This window comes from Nocardia thraciensis (genome assembly GCF_054782435.1).
The window spans coordinates 84,356-99,915 of the sequence record NZ_BAAGSM010000026.1 but is presented as its reverse complement, the minus strand read 5'-3'; the positions used below and the strand labels follow the sequence as shown (position 1 = coordinate 99,915).

General features: G+C 68.8%; 14 protein-coding genes. 8 read left to right on the top strand and 6 right to left on the bottom strand.

Annotation, left to right across the window (positions count from 1 at the left end; genetic code table 11):
- The first annotated feature begins 61 nt into the window (after positions 1 to 61).
- From ACYVLQ_RS16690 to ACYVLQ_RS16680, 3 genes are all read left to right on the top strand, one after another.
- Positions 62 to 2,302 (top strand): GH92 family glycosyl hydrolase, encoded by a 2,241-nt coding sequence (locus ACYVLQ_RS16690; protein WP_460698396.1) that lies wholly within the window; start codon positions 62 to 64, stop codon positions 2,300 to 2,302.
- 100 nt (positions 2,303 to 2,402) lie between these two features.
- Positions 2,403 to 3,659 carry an AAA family ATPase gene (locus ACYVLQ_RS16685; RefSeq protein ID WP_460698395.1) on the top strand — a complete coding sequence of 419 codons (1,257 nt, stop codon included), beginning with the start codon at positions 2,403 to 2,405 and terminating at the stop codon, positions 3,657 to 3,659.
- Positions 3,660 to 3,920: 261 nt separating this feature from the next.
- The gene (locus tag ACYVLQ_RS16680; protein ID WP_460698394.1) at positions 3,921 to 4,286 is read left to right on the top strand and encodes a hypothetical protein; all 366 of its coding nucleotides are present in this window, start codon (positions 3,921 to 3,923) and stop codon (positions 4,284 to 4,286) included.
- Between the two features lie 155 nt (positions 4,287 to 4,441).
- On the opposite strand, the gene ACYVLQ_RS16675 is transcribed toward ACYVLQ_RS16680, so the two are convergent.
- The 3 genes from ACYVLQ_RS16675 to ACYVLQ_RS16665 form a co-directional block, all read right to left on the bottom strand.
- The gene (locus ACYVLQ_RS16675; protein ID WP_460698393.1) at positions 4,442 to 5,482 is read right to left on the bottom strand and encodes a methionine synthase; all 1,041 of its coding nucleotides are present in this window, start codon (positions 5,480 to 5,482) and stop codon (positions 4,442 to 4,444) included.
- A gap of 224 nt (positions 5,483 to 5,706) precedes the next feature.
- On the bottom strand, positions 5,707 to 6,828 hold the full coding sequence (mnmA, locus tag ACYVLQ_RS16670) for a tRNA 2-thiouridine(34) synthase MnmA (RefSeq protein ID WP_460698392.1): 1,122 nt from the start codon (positions 6,826 to 6,828) through the stop codon (positions 5,707 to 5,709).
- Positions 6,825 to 8,054: a cysteine desulfurase family protein gene (locus ACYVLQ_RS16665; protein WP_460698391.1), complete on the bottom strand. Its 1,230-nt coding sequence runs from the start codon at positions 8,052 to 8,054 to the stop codon at positions 6,825 to 6,827. Before ACYVLQ_RS16665 ends, mnmA begins: the two co-directional genes overlap by 4 nt.
- Positions 8,055 to 8,436: 382 nt before the next feature.
- On the opposite strand from ACYVLQ_RS16665, the gene ACYVLQ_RS16660 reads away from it, so the two are divergent.
- Positions 8,437 to 8,658 carry a hypothetical protein gene (locus ACYVLQ_RS16660; protein WP_460698390.1) on the top strand — a complete coding sequence of 74 codons (222 nt, stop codon included), beginning with the start codon at positions 8,437 to 8,439 and terminating at the stop codon, positions 8,656 to 8,658.
- Here the strand turns inward: ACYVLQ_RS16660 and ACYVLQ_RS16655 are convergent.
- From ACYVLQ_RS16655 to ACYVLQ_RS16645, 3 genes are all read right to left on the bottom strand, one after another.
- On the bottom strand, positions 8,645 to 9,169 hold the full coding sequence (locus ACYVLQ_RS16655; protein ID WP_460698389.1) for a hypothetical protein: 525 nt from the start codon (positions 9,167 to 9,169) through the stop codon (positions 8,645 to 8,647). The two genes, ACYVLQ_RS16660 and ACYVLQ_RS16655, sit on opposite strands and share 14 nt — an antisense overlap.
- 125 nt (positions 9,170 to 9,294) lie before the next feature.
- On the bottom strand, positions 9,295 to 10,272 hold the full coding sequence (locus tag ACYVLQ_RS16650) for a lysophospholipid acyltransferase family protein (RefSeq protein WP_460698388.1): 978 nt from the start codon (positions 10,270 to 10,272) through the stop codon (positions 9,295 to 9,297).
- Positions 10,273 to 10,277: 5 nt separating this feature from the next.
- Positions 10,278 to 11,102, bottom strand: a complete 825-nt coding sequence (locus ACYVLQ_RS16645; RefSeq protein WP_460698387.1) for a GNAT family N-acetyltransferase — start codon at positions 11,100 to 11,102, stop codon at positions 10,278 to 10,280.
- A gap of 314 nt (positions 11,103 to 11,416) precedes the next feature.
- Between ACYVLQ_RS16645 and ACYVLQ_RS16640 the strand changes: the two genes are divergently transcribed.
- The 4 genes from ACYVLQ_RS16640 to purD are packed head-to-tail and all read left to right on the top strand — an operon-like array spanning position 11,417 to position 15,545.
- Complete coding sequence (locus ACYVLQ_RS16640) at positions 11,417 to 12,226, top strand: hypothetical protein (RefSeq protein WP_460698386.1); 810 nt, start codon at positions 11,417 to 11,419, stop codon at positions 12,224 to 12,226.
- Complete coding sequence (locus ACYVLQ_RS16635; RefSeq protein WP_460698385.1) at positions 12,210 to 12,689, top strand: GNAT family N-acetyltransferase; 480 nt, start codon at positions 12,210 to 12,212, stop codon at positions 12,687 to 12,689. The genes ACYVLQ_RS16640 and ACYVLQ_RS16635 overlap by 17 nt, the downstream gene beginning before the upstream one ends.
- Before the next feature lie 31 nt (positions 12,690 to 12,720).
- On the top strand, positions 12,721 to 14,157 hold the full coding sequence (locus ACYVLQ_RS16630; RefSeq protein ID WP_460698384.1) for an NAD(P)/FAD-dependent oxidoreductase: 1,437 nt from the start codon (positions 12,721 to 12,723) through the stop codon (positions 14,155 to 14,157).
- A complete protein-coding gene (gene purD, locus ACYVLQ_RS16625) occupies positions 14,148 to 15,545 on the top strand; it encodes a phosphoribosylamine--glycine ligase (RefSeq protein WP_460698383.1) in 1,398 nt (465 codons plus the stop codon). The genes ACYVLQ_RS16630 and purD overlap by 10 nt, the downstream gene beginning before the upstream one ends.
- Positions 15,546 to 15,560 lie beyond the last annotated feature (15 nt).

The window sequence follows — 15,560 nt, the reverse complement described above, 5'->3', positions numbered from 1 at the left end:
GAGGCGGGCCGTTCTCGCCGTTCCGCTGTGGCGGTCGCCCTTCATCACCGAATCTGAGAACATGACCGATCCCACCGCGTATGTGAATCCCTTCGTCGGAACTCAGGACGGCGGCCCCGACTACGGTCACGGTGGTGGCGCGGGCATGACCTTCCCCGGCGCCGTCGCACCGTTCGGAATGCTGCAATGGAGTCCCGATACCGTGCGCACGGCGGGCGGCGGCTACAAATACGAGGACAATCGCCTGAACGGATTCTCGCTGACCCATATCTCCGGCCCGGGATGCACTGGCGCACAGGATATTCCGATCCTGCCGATCTCCGGCGTCATCGGTTCCTCACCCGCCGAGTCCAGCTATCACCAGACCTTCGATCACCGCGACGAGGAGGCCGAACCGGGGTACTACCGGGTCACCACCAACGCGGGCGTGACGACCGAACTGACCACCTCGACGCGGTCCGGTTCGGCCCGATTCACCTTTCCGCCAGGCAAACCCGGCACGGTGCTCATCGACGTCACCGGCTCGGTGAACGGAGTCGACGACGCCGAGGCGACCATCAGCGGCAACACGGTCTCGGGCTGGGCGCACACCGGCGGATTCTGCGCGGCGCCGAGCCGCTATCGGGTGTACTTCCACATCGTCTTCGACCGCGAACACACCAAATCCGGTGTGTGGCAGGACAACACCGTGCGCCACGACACCGCGGTGCGCGGCTCGGCGCCGACCCGTCGCACCGACTCCGGTGAACTGGCGGTGCACGGCAAGGGTTGCGGCGTATATCTGCAGTTCGACGCGGATCGGCCGGTCCACATGCGGGTGGGACTGTCGTTCGTGAGCATCGAGGGCGCCCGGAGGAATCTCGAAACCGAGATCGGCACAATGGATCTGGAGACCGTCCGGGCGGAGACTCGGAGTCGGTGGCGGGAACAACTCGAGCGGATCCGCGTCGGCGCGGGCGATCCGGAACGGCTGCGCACCTTCTACACGGCGCTGTATCACTGTCTGCTGCAGCCCTATATCTTCGAGGACGCCGACGGGTCCTACACCGGATTCGACGGACAGGTGCACCGGGTCCGGTCGGGCCGCCACCACTACGCGACCTTCTCCGGCTGGGATACCTACCGCGGCGAGGCCCAGTTGCTGGCGCTACTCGTCCCCGACGTGGCCGCCGATATCGCCCAGTCGATGGTCGACGACGCGCGGGCGCTAGACGACGTGTGGGATCGCTGGTCGCATCAGAACACGATCACCGGCGTCATGAACGGCGACCCGTACCACTCGATCATCGCCAGCACCTACGCGTTCGGCGCGTGCGATTTCGACGCCGCCGGGGCGCTCTCGTCGATGATCGCCGGTGCCGATCGAATCGGCGAGAAGTCCGGCTACACCGAACGGCCCGGCAACGAGGAGTACCTGCGACTCGGCTATGTGCCCGGCAAGGCGTCCGACACACTCGAATACTGTCTCGCCGACTTCGGCATCGCGCAACTGGCCGAGCGGCTCGGCGACGCCGACACCCATCGGCGGTTCATGCGCCGGGCGCACGGCTGGCAGCGGCTGTTCAACCCGCGCACCGGCTGGATCCAACCGCGTGACGCGGACGGTTCGTTCTCCGAGCCGTTCGATCCGGCCGCCACCGCTGGATACGTGGAAGGCAATGGCGCGCAATATCATTGGATGGTCTTCTCGGATGTCGGCGCGCTGGTCGAGCTGATGGGCGGCCGCGACCGCACGACCGCCCGGCTCGACGACCTCTTCACCGAGCTCAACGCGGGCGCGGACAGGCCATACGCCTATCTCGGCAACGAGCCGTCCCTGCAGACCCCGTGGCTCTACGCCTGGGCCGGGCGGCCCGACCGCACGCAGGATGTCGTCCACCGGGTGCGCACCGAGCTGTACCGCCCCACCCCCGACGGCCTTGCCGGTAACGACGACCTCGGCGCGCTGTCGGCTTGGTACGTTTGGTCCGCTCTGGGCTTCTATCCGGTCATTCCCGGTCGGGCGGAACTGTTGGTGAACCAGCCCGCCTTCCCCGAGATCGAGGTGACCCGCTCGTCCGGGCAGCAGATCACCGTCTCCGCGCCCGGACTGTCCGATTCGCTGCGGTTCATCCGCTCCCTGCGCGTCGATGGCGCGGCCACCACCAGGGCCTGGTTGCCGGAATCGTTCGCGCGCGACGGCGGGCGGCTCGATTTCGGTCTGGGGCCGACGGGCGATCTCGCCTACGGCACAGCCGAATCCGACGCGCCGCCCTCCTTCGATTCCGGGCGGCTGCCGCTGCCGGAGCCGACGAACGACTGACTGACTGTCGCCGCCTCCATCGTCCCGGCGTCCGCGAAACGACGGGCGGCGAACCACTTCGACCGGCCCGCTGTCGCGGCATGCCGCCGCGGACGGCAGGATGGCACGGGTGTTGCGCAGTTTTCAGGTGACGAACCACAGATCGCTGGCCGAGACGCAGGAGCTGCGGCTGGTCGGCAGCCGGGCGGGCGCGCTGCCCGCGCCCGTGACCGCGGTGCACGGCACGGCCGCCAGCGGCAAGTCCAGCCTCGTCGACGCGCTGGGTCATATGCGCGACGCGGTGCTGAACTCCGTCACCGGATGGGATCCCTATGCCGGGCCGGTGCGCGCCCCGCACCTCGGATTCGCCGACCGCCCTTCCGAATTCGTCGCCACCTTCGTCGCCGAGGAGGTGCCCTACACCTACGGCTTCCGGCTCGACAACGCCGACGTCACCGCCGAGTGGCTGCACAGCCACCCGCGCAACCGCAAACGCATCGTGTTCGAGCGCGAGGACGACCGCGTGCGCATCGGCCCGATGTTCGAACCGGTCCGCTTCGGCATCGGGGCGCTGGTGCCGCTGGTGCGCCCGAATGCGTTGCTGCTCAGCCTGACCGGGCAGATGTACGCCGAGGCCCTGGTCCCCGCCTACCGCTGGTTCGCCGCGCAACTGGAGGTGCAACGCGGGCAACCGGACCCGCAGCGCATCGCGCACAGCCTGGGCAGCCACATCTCCCGGTCCGCGGGCAATGCCGCCCGGCTGCTCACCCTGCTGCGCTCGGCCGACCTGGGCATCGAGGATCTGCTGATCGCGGAGAACGATCCCATGTACGCCGACTACCTGCGCGACCTGGACAACGATATCGCCGGGGCGGCAACCGAACTCGACGCCTGCACCGCCTCGCCCGTCCGCGCCGAACAGCTGCAGCGCACCCGCGGACTCACACCGGTAGCACTGGAACGCGAGCTGAGCAACCTGCGCGCCGCCCGCGACACCCTGTACTCGCGCATGGTGGCCCGCCGTGGGGTCGGCCTCGGGCTGGTGCACGAGGGCATCACCGCCGCCTTCGACATCGCCGACGAATCCACCGCGACGCTGGCGCTGCTGCGGTTGCTGCCGCCGATGCTGGACGCGCTCGACACCGGGCGGGTGCTGGCCGTCGACGATATCGACACCCACCTCACCGGCGACGCGACCGACCGGCTGATCCAGCTGTTCCAGAACCCGGAAACCAACTCCCGCGGCGCCCAGCTGATCTTCACCACCCGCAACCGCACTCTCGTGGACCGCGGCAACGGCCGCTCCCCGCACCGCCGCACCACCGTCTGGCAGCTACGCCGCACCCCCGAGGGCGCCACAGAACTCACCGCCCACTGACCACGGCGAGGGCTCCCGGCCAAGAACACGCCGGGAAGTAGGAGGAAGCTCCGCAGGCACCGGATACGAGCAAAACTCCACGGGAACCGGGAGACGAGCAAGACCCCACGAGAACCGGGACACGAACAAGACCCCACGAGAACCGGGACACGAGCAAGACTCCGCGGGGAACGGGAGTGGGAGGAAGGCCGGCGCAGGCCGAATGACTGCGCGGACCGTCGACCTGCGGGTGCATCATGTCCGGCGCATAGCATGGTGGGCATGCTGGAGATCGCGTTCCTGGTCATGGTCGTCGTGGTGCTCGGGGTGCTGGTCATGTCCTTTCGGCGTGGGCGGGGGAAGGCGGGATCCGCGCCGGGCGCGGGGTGGAACCGTCCGGAGCCCGAGACCGGGACCCTGCACGTCACCGGGGTGAGCCCGCGCCCGGCCGCGCAGGGCAGCCAGTACGTCACCATCACCGGCACCCTCTCCGGGCCGTCGGTCGTCGGGGAGAGCGTCTACGGCCGCTTCGCCTGGGACGTCAACCAGTGGCCCTCCCCCGGCGATCAGATCCCGGTCGTCTACCCACCGGGAAAACCCCAGCACTGGCAACTCGGCCACCCAGGCGCCCGCCCACCGTTCGGCTGACCGCCGCGACAACTCCCCCGCTCATCATCCCGGCGCACTCCCACCCCGTCATCCCAGCGCACTCCCGCCCGTCATCCCGGCGTGTTTGTGGCCGGGAGCCGCGTTGGGTCGGGGGATCCCGGCCCAAGACGTGCCGGAAATGCGGGTGGGTTGCCTTATTCGAAGGTGATCGAGTCTGGTTCGTCGGCGAAGACGTGGGCGGTTTCGGCGGCCAGTTCGAGGGCGCGGCGGGCCCAGGGGGAGGTGGCGCCCGCCAGGCCGCAGGCGGGGGTGACGATCACCCGGTCGGCGAGCAGGCGGCGCGGGAAGCCGAGGCGGTCGAGCAGCCGCACGCCGGGCTCGGCGACATCGCGCCAGGTGACGCGACCGCCGGGAGCGACGGTCGGCACCAGCCCGAGCGCCAGCTGCTTTCCCGAATCCAGGAGTTCGCCGATATCGTCCAGATCGCGCGTGCCGATCGCGGTGATATCGAATCCGACCGCGGCGGCCGAACTTCCGCGCAGCAACCCGAGCGCGGGCGGCTCGGCGCAGGTGTGCACCAGCACCGGAGCAGCCGAAGCGGTCACCACCGATTCGAGCACCGCCAGCGCCTCGGGCTCCGGCATCGCGCGCACCGTGTGCATGGTGCTCGGCCCGCGAATGGACCCGTCGAGAACGGCGGTGAGCGACGGTTCGTCCAGCTGCACCACGACATTCGCGCCCAGCCGCTTGCCGACCTCGGCGATATGCTGCGACAACCCTTCCGCGAGGGATTCCGAAAGATCGCGCACCGCACCGGAATCGGTGAGAACGCGATGCCCGCTCATCAGCTCGACCTGCGCCGCCAGCGTCAGCGGCCCCGCGACCTGAACCTTCACCGTGTGGTCGCGTCCGGCCGTACCGGCTGTCTCCCAGGCCTCCTCGAGCGCATCGAGGTCGACCCGCAGCAGATCGAAGGCGCGCCGCGAGACCGCACCGGGCCGCGGGGCCATCCGATAGCCGCGCGGCGTCGTGTCGAACTGCAGGTCCACCAGCAGCCCCGACATCCGGCCGATCATGTCCGAACCCGTACCGCGCCCGGGCAATTCGACCAGATGCGGCAGTTCGCCGAGTTCGCCGACGATGGTCGCCGCCGCCTCGCGCGGATCGGTCCCCGGCCAAGAGCCGACGCCGCTGGCGACCCCGCCGCGCAGCACTACGTCCTTACCCGACGTCATCGTGCACCATCCATCTCGTTCGGCCACGCTGTTCCTCGCACGCGACCGCGCGGCCATTTCGGAAGTCCCGCGCGCGAATCCGGGTCCGGATCACCATCCGGACGACAGACCTCGACGTCCCGGACGCATGGGTGCGATATCCACAGCCTACGACGCGTCATGGAGTGATCACGACCCACCGCGAACGGCGGCGGCGAGACGCGTGGCAGCGGGTAGACCGCAGTTCACCAAGACGCGTCCGAGACCGACCCGGCCCGCTCCACCGCCCGCTCGCGCCCGGTCCCGGTGATCGTCCCGCTGCCGATCACCTCGTCGCCCTGCGCATCCGGCCGGTACAGCACCACCGCCTGACCACGAGCGACGCCGGTCAGCGGCGCGCGCAGGCGCACCTCGAGCCCGCGGTCCACCGCCTCGGCCACCGCCGGGGCGGTGCCGCCGTGGGCACGCACCTGGGCCACGCAGTCGATCGGCCCGGACGGCGCGGCGCCGGACGTCCAGACGGCCCGGTCCGCACGCACCGTCCACACCTCCAGGTCCTCGGCGGCGCCCACATGGACGGTGCCGGAATCCGGATCGATCTCGGTGACATAGCGGGGACGGCCGTCGGGCGCGGGACCCGGCAGGCCCAGCCCCTTGCGCTGACCGATCGTGAACCCGTGCACGCCTTCGTGATCGCCGAGCTTGTGCCCGTCGGAATCGACGATGGCGCCCGGCCGGACACCGATCTTCGCGCCGAGGAAGGCGCGGGTGTCGCCGGAGGGAATGAAGCAGATGTCGTGCGAGTCGGGCTTGTTCGCCACCGACAGGCCGCGCTCGGCGGCCTCGGCGCGGATCTGCGGCTTCGGAGTGTCGCCCACCGGGAACATCGCCCGCGTCAGCTGCTCGGCGGTCAGCACGGCCAGCACGTAGGACTGGTCCTTGTCGGCGTCGACCGCCCGGCGCAGCACGCCGTCGTCCAGCCGCGCGTAGTGGCCGGTGACCACGGCGTCGAAGCCGAGCGCCACCGCGCGGTCCGCGAGGGCGGAGAACTTGATCTTCTCGTTGCAGCGCAGGCACGGGTTCGGCGTCTCCCCCGCCGCGTAGGCGGCGACGAAGTCGTCGATCACGTCCTCCTTGAAGCGGTCGGCGAAATCCCAGACGTAGAAAGGGATTCCGAGCACGTCCGCGGCGCGGCGGGCGTCACCGGCGTCCTCCTTGGAGCAGCAGCCCCGCGCACCGGTACGCAGCGTCCCGGGGTTCGCCGACAGCGCCAGATGCACCCCGACCACCTCGTGACCGGCATCCACCGCGCGGGCGGCCGCCACGGCGGAATCGACGCCGCCGCTCATCGCGGCGAGCACTCTCATCGCGTACCTCCTTTCGCACCGGCCAGCCCGGCCGCCTTCGCTCGCTCCACCACCGGCGGCAGCGCCTCCAGCAGTCTGTCTATGTCGTATCCGGTTGTGGTGTGCCCCAACGAGAATCGCAGCGAACCGCGGGCCTGCCGGGCCTCGACACCCATGGCCAGCAGCACGTGGCTGGGCGCGGCGACCCCGGCGTTGCACGCCGATCCCGTGGAGCATTCGATCCCCGCGGCGTCCAACAGCATCAGCAGCGAATCACCCTCGCAGCCGGGGAAGGTGAAGTGGGCGTTGCCGGGCAGGCGTCGCCCATCGGCCGGGCCGTTGAACACCGCGTCCGGGACCGTATCGCGCACACCGGCGATCAGGTCATCCCGCAGTCGGTTCAATTCGACTGTGCGCGTGGGCAACCCGCGCACGGTCTCGCGTATCGCGGCCGCCAGGCCCAGCGCGGCGGGCACATCCGAGGTGCCCGACCGCAGGTCGCGCTCGTGACCGCCGCCGTGCACCAGCGGGACGCACGACACCTGCCGCCCCAGCAGCAGCACGCCGACGCCGTGCGGACCGCCGACCTTGTGCCCGGCGAAACTGGCCGCCGACAGCCCCGAGGCGGCGAAGTCGATGGGCAGCTGCGCCCCGGCCTGCACCGCGTCGCTGTGCATCGGGACGTCGAATTCCTGTGCCACGGCGGCCAGTTCGCCGATCGGCTCGATAGTGCCGACCTCGTTGTTGGCCCACATGACGGTCACCAGCGCGGTGTCTTCGGCATGCTCGGCCAGCGCCGCGCGCAGCGTGCGCGGCGATACCGTGCCCACCGTGTCGACGTCGAGCAGCGTCACCTGTGCGCCCTCGTGCTGCTCCAGCCACTCCACGGCGTCGAGTACCGCGTGGTGTTCGACCGCGCTCACCAGGATCCTGGTCCGCCGCGGATCGGCGGCGCGGCGCGCCCAGTAGATCCCCTTGACGGCGAGATTGTCGCTCTCGGTGCCACCGGAGGTGAAGATGACCTCCGACGGCCGCGCCCCCAGATCGGCGGCGATCGACTCGCGCGCCTCCTCCAGCATGCGCCGGGCCGCGCGCCCCGAACCGTGCAACGACGACGCGTTACCCGCCGTGCGCAGCGCAGCCGCCATCGCCTCGATCGCGACCGGGAACATAGGGGTCGTCGCCGCGTGATCGAGGTAGACAGTCTGGGGTGCCGCACCGACCGGACCCGGGATAGCCGATTTCATGACCGATAAAGCCTATCCCACAGTTGACCTGCACATCTTGGGGGTATCACTCCGCCCTCTCCGACTTTTCCACGAACTCACCCACGATCCCCAACCCGCCGGAGCCCGTCCGGTATTCCCCGGCCCGGGTTGGCCCACTACCCCGTACGCGGTTGCGCTCGTACCCGCGCCATCCGGTGTGATCGGCGACCAGCGCCGCACACATCGAGTTGGCCAGCAGCGTCATAGACCGCGACGGGTGCGCCGGAGAACGCTCCAGTACGCGGGGATGTGGGTGGGCGCCACCGGACCACTCCCCTGGTAGGCGGCGGCAACCCCAGACTCGGTGCAGTATATTTTTCACTCTATGACGGTATGCAATTCTGATTGCACCGTGTCCGGGGTGGGCTCCGCACCGTCCAAGTACGCCCACTCCGACGACGGCGGCTGGACCGGCGGCGACAGCACCTATGTGCGGCGGCTACCGGACGGCCGCCACGTGATGATGTTCTCCGACACATTCCTGGGGCAAGTGCGGGCCGACGGCGCGCGGACGCGCGAAATACCGCCCGAACGCGGTCAACGTCGAACTCGAACTCGATTGGGGCGGCCTACGGCACGGTGACTTCGATCGAGGCCGGGATGTTGGCCTTGTCCGTTCGTAGGGTCAGCTGGACTCGGCCCGGGCCGGTTTCGGCGAGGACGATGGCCGGGGACAGGCGTTGGCCCGCCGGGACGAAGCGGCTCACGCTGCCCGCCTGCCCGGTGTCGAGGTTGCGCCAGTCGACGATCGCGGTCACGTCGCAGGCCAGCAGTTGCGGACCCCACTCGCCCACCGGCGAGAAGCCCTGCGTGATGCGCAAGACGACCGAATGCGCGGCCCCGGGCGCCTCGGAGTACTGGTAGAGCGGGCCGTCGAAGGCGGTGCCGCCCGCCGACATCATGCCCGCGCACACGCCGTTGCCGAGGGTGAAGACCGGGCTGAGGTTGAAGTCGGTCTTGACGCACGTCCGCGGTCCGACATTGGACCAGCCGAGTTGGCACGGCTCGCCGTTGTCGGCGGTGGCGGGTGCGGCAACGGCCAGACCCGCGCCGAGGAAGGCGGCGGTGGCCGCGCCCAGGAACGTGCGTTTCATTCGTCGTACTCCCTTGTCCAGGCCAGTAGTTCACGAAAAGCATTGCCATACTAGCGATGCCGACGCCGCCCGCGGCCGGTTCCGCCGAGCTGTCTCGCTATCTATTGGCAAATCGCACGGTTCCGTTACAACGATGCCGGCTCCGGCCTGTCCGCGGGCTCGAGGATCGAGTCCGGCACGATGGCACGGGTCGGACCCGTGCCGACCGCGGTGGCGTGCGCGTCGATATCCACGACCTCCGCGCCCCGGATCGCCCGCTCGCAGCGGCGCGCCAAGTCGTGACGGTCGGGACCGGGACGTTCGACGGGCAGCAGCACCACCTCGGCGACAACCCCCTTCGAGCGCAGCACGCGACGGGCGGAGTCGGCGAAGGTGTCCAGTCCGACGAAGCCCGGCACCGTCGACAACCCGCCGTCGCGGTCGAGGTAGCGCACCCGGATCGGCTGCACCGGCGTCGCGGTGTCGACGGCGGCCTGGAACAGGGCCGGACGCAACCGGCCGTGCGCTCGGCCGCACCAGGTGGTGCCCTCGGGGAACAGGCCGACCCGCTCCCCCGCGGCCAGCCGCGCCGACATCGTGGCGACCACCTCGGGCAGTTGCCGGAGCCGTTCACGATCGATCGGGATCACCCGCATCGACCGGGCGAGGGCGCCCAGCACCGGCCACTCGATCAAGTCACCGCGGGCGACGAAACCCATGGGCTGCACGGCCGCCAGTGCGAGCACATCGGTCCAGCCCACGTGACCCGCCACCACGAGCAGCCCCGCACCGGCTGCGCGCGGCGGCGCGCCGTCCGTATCCGGTCGCGCAGGCTCTCGCTCGTCGATGATCCGCAAACGTATTCCGCAGCAACGCAATGCGGCGCGGGCGTAGCGCCGGTGCAGGCGGGTGCGCCGCCCGCGCGGGGTGGCCAGGTTGACCACCGGGAAGCTGGCGAGCAGCGCGACCACACCCAGCACCCGCGCGGTCGCGCGCGCGGTCCCGGCCGCGGCGGATACGTCGACGCAACTGGGCCCGCACGGGCTCGACGGCATCCAGTCGTGGACCGGCGCGGCCGGTGGGCACGACAGTGCGGAGGAACCGGGTGCTACCAAGGCGGGCATGGTGATCACCGTCCGTCGAAGGTATTCGCGGCGCTCCGCAACCGATCAAGGTAGCGCCGGTTGATGGTCTCCAGGCCGAGCAGCGCGACGAAGTCCGCGACGCCGAAGTCCGGGTCGTGCGCGGGCTCGCCGCAGATCTCCGCGCCCAGGCGCAGGTACCCGCGCAGCAGCGGCGGAAGTTTCGGCCGCGCGGGGGCTTCCAGTTCGTCGAGGGCGCGGCCGTCGACGACCACCGGGTTGTAGGGCCGTACCCGCCGGGCCGGATCGCCACTGTGCTTGGCCAGCAACAGATCTCGCACGCCACGCACGTTGACGCCGACCGGGTCGGCCGGACCGTCCCGCATCGGCACCGAGACGCAGCCCATCACCCAGTCGTAGCCGGTGAGCTGGATGTAGTGCAGGATGCCCGCCCACATCAGCGTCAGGGTGGAGCCGTTGCGGTGGTCGGGCGCCACGCAGGCCCGGCCCATCTCCACGATCCGCTGGCCCTCGGGATCCATTGCGGTCAAATCGAATTCGGTGGCGGTGTAGTACCCGCCCGCCGCGGCCACCTTGTCCGGTGGCAGCATCCGGTAGCAGCCGACGAACTGATCGGTCAGCTCATCCCGCACGAGCAGGTGGTCGCAGTGCTCGTCGAAGCGGTCGACGTCCAGTCCGTCGGCGCTGTCGGGAATGGTGAATCCGGGCTCGGACGCGAACACCTGGTAGCGCAGCCGCTGCGCCGCGCGGCGGTGCTCCGGGTCGGAGGACACGACCAGCGAATACCGCGGCCGCTCCACCCCTGTGTCCGTCGTGCGGCCGGGCGCTGTCAACACGGACATTGTTGTCATGTCCCGATGAAGCCAGGCGGAATCGGCCTCGGGGCTACCGCCGAGTGTCCTGCCGATGCCAGTCCGGTGAACGAGACGACGATCACACCCGGCGTTCACCGCCTCGCTACGCCGGGTTAGCCCAGTTTGCGTGCCGCACACCCGCACCTGCCCGGCGCGCCCCACGCCCGTTCCCGGCCAGCCCAGTCCATCATCGGTCAGGTTTCATCGTTTGCCGATACGGTCGGCGGCCGGAAGATTATCGTATTTCCGGAAGGGCCAAAGACCTTGGCGAGCTGGGGAATACAATGGTAGCGAGGATTCGCACCCGATCTTTGCGGGCACTGGACCCGGTGCTCGTCGTCGGCGCGCTGATCTCGGTCACGGTCGCCGTGATCTTCTACGTGCGCCCCGACACCAAGAGCGCGTTCGGAGTCTTCGCGGGCCTGTTATGCGCGGCGCTGACCCTGCAGATCCAGACGATCACGATGGAGCGCAGGCATATGGTGGCCGACGCTCGCCGCCAGCGCACTCTGGACGCCATCGACAGCATCTCGTGGCTTCCGGACGTGCTGGACAGCATTCTGGAATCGGCCACGCGCGTCGAGCGGCAGTTCGGCGCCACACCGGCGGCCGAAGCCTTCCGCAACAGCTTTCAAAGCTGCCTCGCTGCGCTGGCAGACCTGGAGCGCGGGCATTTCACCATGCCCTACGGAGACCTCTCCATGACCTACAGTTTGACACGGAACTGCCGGAAAACCTTGTGGGCCACCAGTGTTCAGGATATCGATCTGAGCTGGTGGACGTCTCCGAAAAGTCAGACATACTGGACCCTGCAGCAAGACGCCCTGCGCCGCGGAGTCAGCATCACCCGCGTGTTCATCTACACCACGCTGACCGACGAACTCGAGCGGCTGGCCGGTGTCCAGCGCGATGCCGGGCTGAACATTCTGCTCGTGGACGGCAAACAGCTGCCACCACAATTGAAGACGGACATCGTGATCTGGGACGAATCATGCGCCTACGAGACACGCAGCAATGCCAGCGGCGAACCGATCCTGAATTTCTATACGGTTTCCCAGCAAGACGTGCAGAACATGGTCCATCAATTTCAAAGGATCCTGTCGAATGCCAAGAACTCATGAACGTGCCGGATCACCGACGCAGGTCGAGGTTCGTCAGGCCACGTCGAACGACCTCGACGCCTTGACCTCGCTCAGCCGGGAGATCTTCGGCGCCGAGGCCCGGGATGCCTTCACCTTCCGGCAACTGCTCGACATCGCCGACCCGCTGGTTTTCGTCGCCGACCTGCGCGGTCGGCCCGTCGGCTACGCTTTCGTCGCCCCGACCTGGGACGCCCGCAGTGCCTGGCTGATCACGCTCGCGGTCGCCCCGGACTGTCGCAGACGGGGGATCGGCCGCACGCTCATGGAGGCCGTCATCCGGGATTCCATCGCCTTACGGGTCAGCGAGATCAAGCTGACCGTGGAACACGACAACCGCGATGCCAAACGGTTGTATTCGAACCTCGGATTCACCGCCGAAGCCAACCGTGCGGACTATTTCGGCCCGGGTGAGGATCGACTTGTGATGCGCCTCTCGCTCTGAAAATCTGTCGAACACCGAGAGGCACATATTGATGTCCGAAAACACAACCGGCCGAATAGCCGTCATCGGTACCGGAATCATCGGACTGGCCACCGCGTGGGAACTCCTCCGGCGCGGATGGTCGGTCACCGTCATCGGCCCGCGCGGACTGTGTGGCAAGGGGCAGGCCACGGTAGCGGCCGGGGCCATGCTGTCGGTGTTCTCCGAGATCGAGGCGGGACACAGCCCCGATCGGATCGCCCTGGAAACCGGCGAACGGGTCGAGGCCCACGCACTCTGGCCCGAGTTGCTCGGTCAACTGGCCGAGGCCGGTCACCGACCGCCCGTGCCGACGCCGGGGACCTGGGTCGTCGGCACGGCGGACGAACATTCCGTGCTCACGTCGATCACGACCACGGCCCGGCAGTACGGACATCCCGCGGAACATCACATCGCGCCGACAGTCCCCGGGCTGCATCGGCGCACCAAGCCCGCGGGGGCCGTATTTCTGCCTACCGAGCAGTCACTGGATGTGGGCGTGCTCATGACCGTTCTGGGCCAGGCCATCGACGATCACCCCGCCGCCGAGTGGGAGCACGACTGGGCCGCGGAGTTGAGCGGCGATGACTCCGGACACCCGACGGTTGTGTGCGACGGAACTCGGGTCGTCGCGGACCGCGTCGTGCTGGCCGCCGGCACCGGGATACCGGAGCTGCTGGCCCGAAGCTCGTTGCGCGTACCGGCTCCCACGATTCTCACCGGCCGCGGCACCGGTTTGGTGGTGCGGACAGCACATCCTCCGGCACAGACGATCCGGACACCGAACCGGGACTTCTCGTGCGGCACACATATGCTGCCGCTCACCCACGGTTTGACCTATGTGGGCGGTACCAATCGCTTCCAGCCGACAACCGCGCAGATCACCGATGCCACGCTCGACGAGCTGGCCTCGCTGATCTACGACTCCACCACGGAATTCGACTCCCGGCTGGAGGACGCGCAGCTGGTCGAGGTGAGACTCGGCTACCGCCCCTACACCCTGGACCGGCTCCCGGTCGTGGGACCCGCTGCCGATCCTCGCATTCTGTTCGCGACAGCCACCTACCGCTCCGGCATCCTGCTCGCCCCCCGCATCGCCCAGCTCATCGCCGACGACACTGTCGACCCGGGCTGTCATCACGACCATCCCTACCGGCCGAACCGGCCCACCGCCCCGGTCGACACCACGTCGCTGATCCACACCGCCGCACCAGATCTCGTGGACGTCCTCTGTGGCCCCGGCGGACATATCGCGCCGTGGTCCACCGACCGGCTCACGGCGTTCATCCGACTCGCCCTCGAGGCCGTCATCACCGGAGAACTCGACAATCCGGCAGTCGACGCGATCCGCGCACTGTGGCAGCACGCGCCTGTCGCCGAGGTGATGCCCACTGTCCAGCGGATGATCGCGCAGCAGGCGCCCCGGCACGAAACCGAGCCATGCCCATAGTCGTCGGCGATCACGAACAGGGGCACGCCCGCGTCGGTGCGGACCCGAGGCCGGATAGCGACCGGCGGCGGACCGACGTTCTGGTCATCGACGGGACCGGTCGTGGCCATGCGCTGTGCGATCTGTTCGTGCGTACCGATCCACGAGTGCACGTCTACTACGGCCCGGGTTGCCCGCTGCTCGACCACCGCCGGATCCGGGTCGTTCCGGAGATATCCTTGACCGATTGCGCCACCGTGCTCGCCTTCCTGCGGGACCACCCCGTCGATTTCGTCTTCGTCTCCCATATCGACGCGCTGACACGCGGGTACGTGGATCGACTGGCCGACGCGGGATATCGCGTTATCGGCCCGGGTGCCGCGGCTAGCCGGTTGGAGGCGAGCAAGATTCGCGGTAAGGCGTTCTGCGCCGACCACGGAGTGCCGACCGCGGAGTATCGATCGTTCACCTCCCCGCGCGACGCGCGACATCATGTGCGGACTGTGACCTTCCCCTGCGTCGTGAAGGCTGACGGGCTCACCAGAAACGGAGACGGTTCCGTAGTGTGCCGCACTACCGAGGACGCGGTACGGGCCATCGACGAATTCGCACGACGGGATATGTTCCCGATCGTCGTCGAGCGTCGGCTGAACGGAATCGAGATCTCGGTGTTCGCCCTGGTGGACGGCTCGACATACCTCATGTTTCCGTCCGCCTTCGACTACAAGCGCCTTCGGGACGGTGACGCCGGACCGAATTGCGACGGAATGGGATCGACGGCCCCTCATCCCCACGACCACGCCGAAAACCGCAGGCGCATCCGTGCGACCGTCCTCGATCCCATCGTCGCGGGACTCCGGGCAGAACGGCTGCCATACACCGGATTCCTCTATGTGGGAGTCATGTTGACCGAATCCGGCCCGAAGGTGCTGGAGATCAACACCCGCTTCGGCGATTCGGAGGCACAGGTCGTCCTTCCCGGCATCCGGACGAATTTCACAGCGCTCTGCCTGGCGGTCCTGGCGGGCGGGCTCGAGGGTCAGCGACTCGCCGCCGACGGATTGTCCCGTTGTTCGGTGGCCGTGGTGCAAGGACATCCGGACGATGCCGGTGGCGAGCCCGGCTGGCCGATCGCCGAGGTCGCGGACCCTCGACCGGTACGTGGTCTCGACCAACTCGATTCACCCGGAACCGCCGCCTTTTATGCCAATCTGAGCCGCGACATCACGGGTCGGCCCGTCACGCGCGGTGGCCGTGTGCTCCATGTCGTCGGTTCGGGACCTCATCCGGCAGACGCGCGCGCCAAAGCCTATGACGGTGTGCGCCGGATATCGTTCCCGGGAATGCGGTACCGCACCGACATCGGTGCGATTCCCGACCTCGAACCGCCGCGGGGCGAACGACCGTGAGGTGAGAGCCGGTGC

Bases quoted from the DNA above. Each gene is read 5' to 3' on its own strand.
- ACYVLQ_RS16690 (WP_460698396.1), top strand. From the start codon at position 62: ATGACCGATCCCACCGCGTATGTGAATCCCTTCGTCGGAACTCAGGAC.
- ACYVLQ_RS16630 (WP_460698384.1), top strand. From the start codon at position 12,721: ATGTCCGAAAACACAACCGGCCGAATAGCCGTCATCGGTACCGGAATC.
- ACYVLQ_RS16655 (WP_460698389.1), bottom strand. From the start codon at position 9,169: ATGAAACGCACGTTCCTGGGCGCGGCCACCGCCGCCTTCCTCGGCGCG.
- mnmA (WP_460698392.1), bottom strand. From the start codon at position 6,828: ATGAGAGTGCTCGCCGCGATGAGCGGCGGCGTCGATTCCGCCGTGGCG.
- ACYVLQ_RS16665 (WP_460698391.1), bottom strand. From the start codon at position 8,054: ATGAAATCGGCTATCCCGGGTCCGGTCGGTGCGGCACCCCAGACTGTC.
- ACYVLQ_RS16635 (WP_460698385.1), top strand. From the start codon at position 12,210: ATGCCAAGAACTCATGAACGTGCCGGATCACCGACGCAGGTCGAGGTT.
- ACYVLQ_RS16680 (WP_460698394.1), top strand. From the start codon at position 3,921: ATGCTGGAGATCGCGTTCCTGGTCATGGTCGTCGTGGTGCTCGGGGTG.
- ACYVLQ_RS16675 (WP_460698393.1), bottom strand. From the start codon at position 5,482: ATGACGTCGGGTAAGGACGTAGTGCTGCGCGGCGGGGTCGCCAGCGGC.
- purD (WP_460698383.1), top strand. From the start codon at position 14,148: ATGCCCATAGTCGTCGGCGATCACGAACAGGGGCACGCCCGCGTCGGT.
- ACYVLQ_RS16685 (WP_460698395.1), top strand. From the start codon at position 2,403: ATGGCACGGGTGTTGCGCAGTTTTCAGGTGACGAACCACAGATCGCTG.
- ACYVLQ_RS16645 (WP_460698387.1), bottom strand. From the start codon at position 11,102: ATGACAACAATGTCCGTGTTGACAGCGCCCGGCCGCACGACGGACACA.
- ACYVLQ_RS16650 (WP_460698388.1), bottom strand. From the start codon at position 10,272: ATGCCCGCCTTGGTAGCACCCGGTTCCTCCGCACTGTCGTGCCCACCG.